Below are 8,606 nucleotides of genomic sequence, written 5' to 3'. Positions count from 1 at the left end.
GTTGTTGAGTACATAACTGACCGTGGCGGTGGACACGCTGGCCAGTCGGGCCACGTCGGCGGTGGTCGGACGCGCAGCTTTATTGGTGCTCAACTTCCGTTACCTTCCGGGCCCGGTCATGCCCCATCGTGGCACGCGACCCCGATTGGCATCGCGCCATCCCACATTGGGCGCCCGCTGCCGATGGTCAGACTGCAGACTAATAGTCCATTCCCGTACGCTGGGCTGGAAATGATCCGCCGCTTACGGGCGCGTGGCTGCTCGTCTGCCACGCACCGGATTAAGCCTGGCAATGCCGTCGCCTACGCCCGGCCGCGCCGATTGACACTGTGACTCACGCCATTATCTACTAGTCACTAACTATTGACCGAGGAGCGCGGCATGAACAAGGACGATCTGATCCTGATCAGCGTGGACGATCACATCGCCGAGCCGGCCGACATGTTCGACGCGCACCTCCCCGCCGCCTACAAAGACCGCGCCCCGCGGGTGGTCGTCGAACCCGACGGCGTCCAGCAGTGGTACTACGGCGAGATCCGCGGACGCAACATGGGACTGAACGCCGTCGCGGGAAAGCCGCGCGAGATGTACAACATCGACGCCTCACGTTACGACGAGATGCGGCCGGGCTGCTTCAACGTCGACGAGCGGGTGCGCGACATGAACGCCGGCGGCCAGCTGGCGGGGCTGAACTTCCCGAACTTCACCGGCTTCTCCGGCCAGGTCCTCAACCAGGGCCCCGACCGCGACACCAACCTGGTGATGATCAAGGCCTACAACGACTGGCACGTCGACGAATGGTGCGGGGCGTACCCGGGCCGATTCATCCCTTGCGGCATCTTGCCGCTGTTCGACGTGGCCGAGGCGGCCAAGGAGGTCAAACGTCTCGCCGACAAGGGCTGTCACGCCGTCACGTTCTCGGAGAACCCAGAGGCGTTGCAAATGCCCAGCATTCACACCAAGTACTGGTACCCGTTGTTCGAGGCCGTGTGTGAAAGCAATACGGTGCTGTGCACCCACGTGGGCTCCGCGTCGCGCTCGCCTCAGGTGTCGACGGACGCCCCGCCCAGCGTGCAGATGACCGCCTCGTCGATGATGAGCATGTTCACCTTCACCGAGCTGATCTGGGCGCAGTTCTGGGCGGACTTCCCTCAGCTGAAGTTCTCGCTGACCGAGGGCGACGTCGGCTGGATCCCGTACTTCCTCTGGCGGGCCGAGCACGTCTACAACCGGCACTCGGGTTGGACGCTGGCGTCCTTCCCGCCCGGATACGACGGGCCGACCGACGTGTTCAAGCGGCACTTCTTCACCTGCTTCATCAGCGACAAAGTCGGTGTGCAGAACATGAATTGGTTCAACGAGGACATGCTGTGCTGGGAGTCCGACTTCCCGCACTCCGACAGCAACTGGCCGTTTGCGCCCGAAGACGTCGTCGCCACTATGGGCCACCTCGACGACGCGGTCATCGACAAGATCACCCACCAAAATGCCATGGCCGCATACTCGTTCGACCCGTTCCGGTACATCCCGAAGGAGCATGCGCGGGCCGGCTACCTGCGCGCACAGGCCACCGACGTCGACGTGGTCACCCATGTCGGCCGCCAAGCAAGCCAGCGTGACCGGGACGCATGGACGCGGATGACGCAGTTCGCCCTGCAGGCGCAGGCCTCGGCGCAGGCGCCGGTGACGGTCGAGGTGTCAGATATTTCCGGGCGATCCGCCCGGCGTGGCGCCACCACCCTGGGCAACTGAGCGTGGCAGCCGAGGCGCCCTTCGCGGACTGGCGCGTGCTGGAGTTGTGCAACGGCCTGGCCGCGTCCTATTGCGGCAAGATGTTCACCGACGCCGGCGCCGACGTGGTGAAAGTCGAATCACCGCAGGGTGATTCGATGCGTGGCTGGTCGGCGGGCGGGCCGCCCGGGGCGCTGTTCGGCTACCTGGCCGCGGGCAAGAAGTCGGTGGTCAATCACGACCAGGCCGAGGTCAACGCGCTGCTGGCCGGCGCCGACCTCGTGCTCACCGACCTCACCGACGGATGGACACTGGACGCCATCACCGCCCACACCGCCGCGCGTGCCGTGGTCGTGGCCATCACACCATTCGGCACCACCGGCCCCTACGTCGAAAACCAGGTCGTTGCCAACGAATTCATCCTGCAGGCGCTGTGCGGATCGATCGCCGGTCGCGGCTGGCCGGACGATGAGCCGGTGCAAGCCGGCGGCCGGCTCGGCGAGTGGCTGGCGGGCACCTTCGCGGCGGCGGTCGCCGCGGCGACAACGCGGCATGCCACGCGCAGCGGTCGTGGCGAGGTCATCGACGTGTCCACCTATGAGGCCATGGCGATCGCGATGGGCGGGCTGTCCGCTATGTCCGCCAGCGTGCTGGGTGCCGATTCGCTGCTGCACGAACGCAGCCTGGAGCTGCCCTCGATCGTTCCGACGGCCGACGGAATGGTCGGCTTCTGCACCATCACGGCGCAGCAGTTCCAGGACTTTCTGGTGATGATCGAGCGCGCCGATCTGGTCGACGACGCCGAACTGGCTTCGTTCGCCGGCCGCGTCGAGCGCCGCGACGAGTTCCTGGGCATGGTCACCGAATGGACCGGGAGCCGAACCACCCAGGAGATCGTCGACCTCGCGGTGGCATTCCGGATTCCGGTCGCCCCCATCGCAACTCCCGAGATGCTGCCCAAGGTCGACCACTTCGTGGAACGCGGCGTCTTCGCCGAATCGCCGGCCGGGGTGCTGGCCCCGCGGGTGCCGTATCGCAGCGACGCGATAACGGCTGGGGCGCCCGCGGAGCCGCCGCAACTCGGTGCCGACACCGGGAGCGTGCGGTGGCCCGCGCGCCCCGAATCGCCGCGCAACGATGACGCCGACGCACTGCCGTTGTCCGACATCCGCGTCACCGACTTCACCGCCTTCTGGGCCGGGCCGGTCGCCACCCAACTGCTGGGCGCCCTGGGCGCCGACGTGATCAAGATCGAGGGCGTGCGCCGCCCCGACGGCATGCGGTTCTCCGCCGGCCGCCCACCGGACTGGGACCAATGGTGGGAATGGGGCCCGGTGTTCCTGTGCAGCAACAACAACAAGCGCGGGGTCAGCATCGAACTCGGCACCGAGGCCGGACGCAAGCTCGCCCTCGAACTCATCGCCGCGAGCGATCTCGTCGTCGAGAACTTTTCGCCCCGGGTGATGGCGAACTTCGGCCTGGAGTTCGACGCGGTGCGCGCGGCCAACCCGCGGGCGATCATGGTCCGGATGCCCGCATTCGGCCTCGACGGCCCGTGGCGCGATCGGGTTGGCTTCGCGCAGACCATGGAACAGGCCACCGGCATGGCGTGGATGACCGGACACGCCGACGGCCCACCGGTGATACCGCGCGGTGTGTGCGACCCGATCGCCGGCCTGCACGCCGCCTTCGCCGCCGTCGTGGCGCTGGTGATCCGCGACCGCGGCGGCACCGGAATGCAGGTGGAGTCCACTATGGTCGAGGCCGCACTGAACGTGGCTGCCGAAATGCTGGTCGAGTACTCCCGTAATGGGATCGCGATGCGCCGCAATGGAAACCGCGATAAGGGGGCCTGCCCCCAGGGCGTCTACCGCTGCCGCGGTGACGACGAGTGGGTCGCGCTGGCCGCGATGGACGCCGCCGCCCGCACGTCGCTGGGCGGCCTCGTCGGCCAGCCCGGGCTGGAGGAATCCGGGTGGGCAGAGCGTGCCGACGACATCGACAAACTCATCGCCGCCTGGGCCGCGAGGCAGTCGGTGACCGATGCCGTCGACGTCCTGCGCACCGCCGGAGTGGCCGCGGCGCGCGTCACCCCGGCTGCGGCGCTGCTGACGGATCCGCAGCTGCGGGCCCGCGGCTTCTGGGAGGCGGTCGACCACCCTGTCGCCGGCTCTTTTCTTTGCACCGGAATGCCTTTCGCGTTCCTGGGCAAGCCGCGGCGCTGGATTCGGCGGGTGCCGCCGCTGTACGGCCAGCACACCGATGAGGTGTTGGCCGACATGCTGGGGCACAGCCGGGACGATCTGACCGCCCTGCGGCAGTCGGGAGCCATCAGCGCTCGGCCGGCGGGCCTGTGACATGGCAGTCAGCCTGTGCGTGCCGCCCCGCGCCGGCGAGCTGTGTGCACCGGTGCGCTTTCTGGTGCGTCAGGACTCCGTGGTGATGGAGCTGACCGCCCGCCACCGCATCACCAGCGTCGAATGGGACGACGACGAACGCGCCGTCGCGATGGTCGTCGAGATCACCGACCCGCAGACGGCGCGGCCGGTGGACGTGCGCATCGATGTCGTGGAAATGGATGCGGCGGCCGACACCCAGTCCATCGACACACGTGGCACCATGATCGGCACCATCACCCGGGACGGGCGGCAATACGAAGTCCGCGGCACCTACCTGGGTGTCGTCGCGGACGAAAATTGAAGGGCTGCAACGGAATGGAATGTCAGTGACGGCGGCGAAGCGCACCGCGGCGATCGTCGGAGTGCACAACACCCGGCAGGGGCGCCGCCTGGACGGCGAAACCTCGCGGGGCCTGGCGATCAAGGCGATCCTGGGTGCCCTCGATGACGCCGGCCTGACCCTCGACGACGTCGACGGCATCAGCGCGGCCCCGCACTCGACCTCGTTGATCTACGACCTGCGGCTAGGGCCGGCCTGGCAGGGGCTGGCGTTCGGGGTCGGCATGATCACCGAAGCGGTCACCGCCATCGAGCACGGCATGGCCGACGTGGTGGTGCTGGTCGCGGCCCAGGCCGGCGAGTACCGCGACCACGAGGCCACCGCGCCGTGGACCCGGCCCGAAAACGAATTCGTCGCCCCCTGGGGCATGTTCACCACCGCCGAGTTCGCGCTCATCGCGCGGCGCCACATGCATGTCTATGGCACCACGCGCGAACAACTTTCGACGGTGGCGGCCACCATCCGCAACAACGGCTCACGCAATCCCGAAGCCGTCTACTACGACCGTGGGCCGTTCGCACCGGAGGACATCACCGCATCCCGGCCCATCGCCGATCCGTTCCATCTGCTGGACTGCGCCACCACCTCCGAGGGAGGTTGTGCGCTGGTGGTGGCCAACATCGATGCCGTCGACGTTGCGGGCCAACCCGTCTACGTGCTGGGCAGCGGGGCGGACTTCCACGGCCCGTCCTACCAGCATCCGCCCGCGTACGACCTTGCCGGACGGCGCGGGGATCACGTCAACGGGGTGGTGGGCCGGCGCGCCGCCGACTGCGCGTTCAACCATGCGGGGCTGCGCCGCGACGACGTCGACGTGCTGGAACTCTACGACCCGTTCTCCTTCGAAATCATCCGCCAGCTAGAGGCTTTCGGCTTCTGCGGTGACGGCGAGGGCGGGCCGTTCGTGGCCGACGGTCACATCGCGATCGACGGCAGCCATCCGATCACCACCGACGGGGGGACCATGTCGTTCAGCCACGCGGGCGCCAACCCGCAGATGATGCAGCGGGCCATCCGCGCGGTGCAACAGCTGCGCGGACAGGCCGGCGATCTTCAGGTCCCCGACGCCCATGTCGCGTTGTGCAGCAACGGGGGAGCCGGGGCCCTGTTCACGACGGTGCTGATCCTGGGAGACCAACCACGATGACCTCCGATCCGTTGCGGCCCCAGACCGGGCCCGTCCCGCACGCGAGCAGCCAGTTCAGCCGACCGTTCTGGGAGGGCTGCCGGTGCCATGAGCTGCGCTACCAGCGTTGCGCGGCGTGCGGATCGGCGAACTTCCCGCCGACCGAGCGTTGCCGCCAATGCCTTTCGGAGGACCTCAGCTGGCAACGGTGCGGCGGCGGCGGCGAGATCTACAGCTGGACCGTCGTATATCGGCCGGTCACAACGGAATTCGAGCCGCCCTACGCGCCGGCCATCATCACCCTGGACGAGGGCTACCAGATGCTGACCAACGTCGTCGGCGTACCACCGGAGGTCTTGGCCGTCGGCCTGCGGGTACGGGTGGAGTTCCACGCCACCGGGCCCGACGTCACGTTGCCGTACTTCACCGGCGCGGAGACGGACAGCTCGTGAGCCCAAGGACCGCCAACGGCCTGCCGGTCACCGCCTACCTGGTGCTCGGGGTGCTGGCGGCCAACGACGAGCAACTCACCGCCGGCGAGATCAAGATGCGCGCGGAACTGTCGGTCGGCCACTTCTACTGGTCACCGTCGGTCAGTCACGTGCGGCGCGAACTGACCCGCCTGTTGCAGCGGGGCATGGTCAGCGAGACCGGCGCGCGATCCGGTAAGCGTGCCATCACGTTGTACGAGACCACCGATGCCGGCCTCGAGGCGCTGCGCCGCTGGGTCCAGCACTTCCCGGGCCAGGACCAGGTGGTCATCAAACACCCCGTCATCCTCAAAACGTGGCTGGCCCGGGGGCAGGATCCCGAGCACGTCCTCGACGCGTTGGACCGGCATCTGGAAGCCACCCGGACCCGGCTGGACGAGGCGCTGTGGTCGCGGCAGCGGTCGGTCGAGCTCGGCATCACCGAGGACCCCGAGCAGCGCTACTCGTTCGCGGTGTTGGACTACGCGATCCGCGGGCTGTACGCGGAGATCTCCAACATCTCCCAACTGCGTGACGAGATCGCCGGCGGCACAACCCGAGACCCGGTCAAACGGGTGCGACGGTCGAAGGGGCAGATCCGGCGCCGGGTACCGAGGAGCCCGGGGTAGCGGTGTAGGCCGTGCCCCGTGGTTCGCGCTGCCACAGCACCTCGCCCGGCCCGACGTCCGTTCCCTGAGCGATCAACTGACGCTTCAGCACCTTATGCGTTGCGGTGCTGGGCAGATCGGCGGCGATGCGGACGAAGCGCGGCCGGGCCTTGGGGGACAGGTCGGGCTGCGCGTCCAGGAACGCTTCGAATTCGGCGGGCGCAAGGCTGTGGCCGTCGTTGAGCACGATCGCGGCCATCACCTGATCACCGACGTGACCGTCCGCCACGGCATAGATCGCGATCCGACTGATCGCGCTGTGGCGCAACAGAATCCGCTCGATCGGCGCCGCGGCCAGGTTCTCACCGTCCACCCGCATCCAGTCAGCGGTGCGCCCGGCCAGGTAAATCCAGCCGTCCGCGTCGCGGTACGCCAGGTCCCCGGACCAGTACATGCCGTGGCGCATGCGTTCGGCGTTGGCGTCCGGGTCGTTGTAGTAGCCGGTGAAAAAACCCGAACCGGCCGTGTTGACCAACTCGCCGACCGCTTCGTCGGCGTTGACCAGCGCCCCATCGGCATCGAACCGGGCGACCGCACATTCGGTGACGGTGTCGCTGTGGTAGATCGCGATCCCGTCCATGCCTTTGCCGATCGAGCCCTTGGGGGTGCCCTCTTCGCGGATCACGATCACGGCGTTCTCGGTGGAGCCGAAGCCGTCCTCGACCTGCACACCGAAGCGGCGGGCGAATTCGTCGATGTCCTTATCGTTGGCCTCGTTGCCGAAGGCCACCCGCAGGGGATTGTCGGCGTCGTCGTCGCGTTCGGCGGTGGCGAGGATGTAGGCGAGCGGTTTCCCGACGTAGTTCATGTAGGTGGCGCCGTGGTGGCGGATGTCGTCGAGGAAACTGCTCGCCGAGAACTTCGCCGGCACCATGGCGGCACCGGAGCACACCGCGGGCGCCCATCCGGCGACGACCGCGTTGGAGTGGAACAGTGGCATCGAGACGTAGCAGGTGTCCTGTTCGGTGAGGGCGAAGCGCTGCACCAGATTGAGTCCGGCGAACGTCGCCATGAGGTGTGATACCTGCACCGCCTTGGGATTTCCGCTCGTCCCCGAGGTGAAGATCATCATGAAGGCGTCCATCGCCGTGACCTCGCGGTGTGGCTTCAGCTCCCCTGCGGCGTCGACGAATTCGCTCCATTGCGGTGTCGAGGAGTCGAGGATCTGCGTGGCGCCGAGGTCCAAGCCGTCCAGCAGCGGCCGGTGTTCGGCGTCGGTGACCACAAACTGGCAGTCCGCGCGCCGGACGTCGGCGGCCAGCGCCTCACCGCGCCGGGTGGTGTTCAGTCCGCACAGGACGTAGCCGCCGAGCCCGGCCGCCGCCATCTGACTGACCATCTCGGGGGTGTTTCCCAGCAGGGCGCCGATGTGCATCGGCCGCTGCGGGTCGGCGCCGGCCAGCAACGCGGCGGCCCGTGCCGCGGCGCCCGCCAGGTACTGGCGCCAAGTCCATTGCACGTCACGGTATTTCACCGCGACCCCGGGGTCGGACAGGCGCTTGCGCAGCAGCGCCTGAATCGTGTCGTCAGCCATCGGTCGAATTCACCTTCACTCCGCCCATACTACGAGACGAGACGGTCCGTCTTATAATAGCGGGAGGCTCAGCGTCGCCAAACCGCACCGGCAGGCGGTTCCGGTGGACGCATGCCCTGCACCATCTCGCGTTGTAAAAATTTTCACGCCCATTTCGCCCAGGATTCCCGATCGGGGACCGCGTGTACAGCCGTTCCGTTCGCATTCAACGGCCATCATTGGACCCATGCTCTTTGAGTTGCACAGGTCGCTGATCCTGCTCAGGAATCGAGCGCGCGAATATCGCCTCGAAGTCGCACAATCGCGGTCGACGGCCGTCTCCGGCCGGCGGCGCCGTC

At 67.7% G+C, this 8,606-nt stretch carries 8 protein-coding genes; 6 read left to right on the top strand and 2 right to left on the bottom strand.

Annotation, left to right across the window (positions count from 1 at the left end; genetic code table 11):
* Window positions 1-93 (bottom strand): LacI family DNA-binding transcriptional regulator (locus A5708_RS25850; protein WP_155765837.1); only part of this gene is annotated, 93 nt, incomplete at its 3' end.
* Window positions 94-381: 288 nt separating this feature from the next.
* Here A5708_RS25850 and A5708_RS01655 point away from each other — a divergent pair.
* The 6 genes from A5708_RS01655 to A5708_RS01630 are packed head-to-tail and all read left to right on the top strand — an operon-like array spanning window position 382 to window position 6,695.
* A complete protein-coding gene (locus A5708_RS01655; protein WP_065026963.1) occupies window positions 382-1,752 on the top strand; it encodes an amidohydrolase family protein in 1,371 nt (456 codons plus the stop codon).
* A 2-nt stretch (window positions 1,753-1,754) separates the two neighbouring features.
* Window positions 1,755-4,088 carry a CaiB/BaiF CoA-transferase family protein gene (locus tag A5708_RS01650; protein ID WP_065026962.1) on the top strand — a complete coding sequence of 778 codons (2,334 nt, stop codon included), beginning with the start codon at window positions 1,755-1,757 and terminating at the stop codon, window positions 4,086-4,088.
* A 1-nt stretch (window position 4,089) separates the two neighbouring features.
* Window positions 4,090-4,431 carry a hypothetical protein gene (locus A5708_RS01645; RefSeq protein ID WP_065026961.1) on the top strand — a complete coding sequence of 114 codons (342 nt, stop codon included), beginning with the start codon at window positions 4,090-4,092 and terminating at the stop codon, window positions 4,429-4,431.
* A 19-nt stretch (window positions 4,432-4,450) separates the two neighbouring features.
* On the top strand, window positions 4,451-5,617 hold the full coding sequence (locus A5708_RS01640; RefSeq protein ID WP_065026960.1) for a thiolase family protein: 1,167 nt from the start codon (window positions 4,451-4,453) through the stop codon (window positions 5,615-5,617).
* Window positions 5,614-6,048: a Zn-ribbon domain-containing OB-fold protein gene (locus A5708_RS01635; protein ID WP_065026959.1), complete on the top strand. Its 435-nt coding sequence runs from the start codon at window positions 5,614-5,616 to the stop codon at window positions 6,046-6,048. The genes A5708_RS01640 and A5708_RS01635 overlap by 4 nt, the downstream gene beginning before the upstream one ends.
* Entirely contained in the window at window positions 6,045-6,695 is a 651-nt protein-coding gene (locus A5708_RS01630) for a MarR family transcriptional regulator (protein ID WP_065026958.1), read from the top strand. The genes A5708_RS01635 and A5708_RS01630 overlap by 4 nt, the downstream gene beginning before the upstream one ends.
* Here the strand turns inward: A5708_RS01630 and fadD1 are convergent.
* Complete coding sequence (fadD1, locus tag A5708_RS01625; RefSeq protein ID WP_065026957.1) at window positions 6,634-8,268, bottom strand: fatty-acid--CoA ligase FadD1; 1,635 nt, start codon at window positions 8,266-8,268, stop codon at window positions 6,634-6,636. The two genes, A5708_RS01630 and fadD1, sit on opposite strands and share 62 nt — an antisense overlap.
* Window positions 8,269-8,606 lie beyond the last annotated feature (338 nt).

The sequence above is a fragment of the Mycobacterium colombiense genome, from assembly GCF_001672755.1.
Lineage (GTDB): Bacteria > Actinomycetota > Actinomycetes > Mycobacteriales > Mycobacteriaceae > Mycobacterium > Mycobacterium colombiense_C.
This window is presented reverse-complemented; position numbering and strand designations above follow the sequence as displayed.

What these genes read in the sequence shown, in the direction of transcription:
- A5708_RS01655 (WP_065026963.1), top strand. Translation starts at nt 382, where the DNA reads ATGAACAAGGACGATCTGATCCTGATCAGCGTGGACGATCACATCGCC.
- A5708_RS01645 (WP_065026961.1), top strand. Translation starts at nt 4,090, where the DNA reads ATGGCAGTCAGCCTGTGCGTGCCGCCCCGCGCCGGCGAGCTGTGTGCA.
- A5708_RS01640 (WP_065026960.1), top strand. Translation starts at nt 4,451, where the DNA reads ATGTCAGTGACGGCGGCGAAGCGCACCGCGGCGATCGTCGGAGTGCAC.
- A5708_RS01635 (WP_065026959.1), top strand. Translation starts at nt 5,614, where the DNA reads ATGACCTCCGATCCGTTGCGGCCCCAGACCGGGCCCGTCCCGCACGCG.
- fadD1 (WP_065026957.1), bottom strand. Translation starts at nt 8,268, where the DNA reads ATGGCTGACGACACGATTCAGGCGCTGCTGCGCAAGCGCCTGTCCGAC.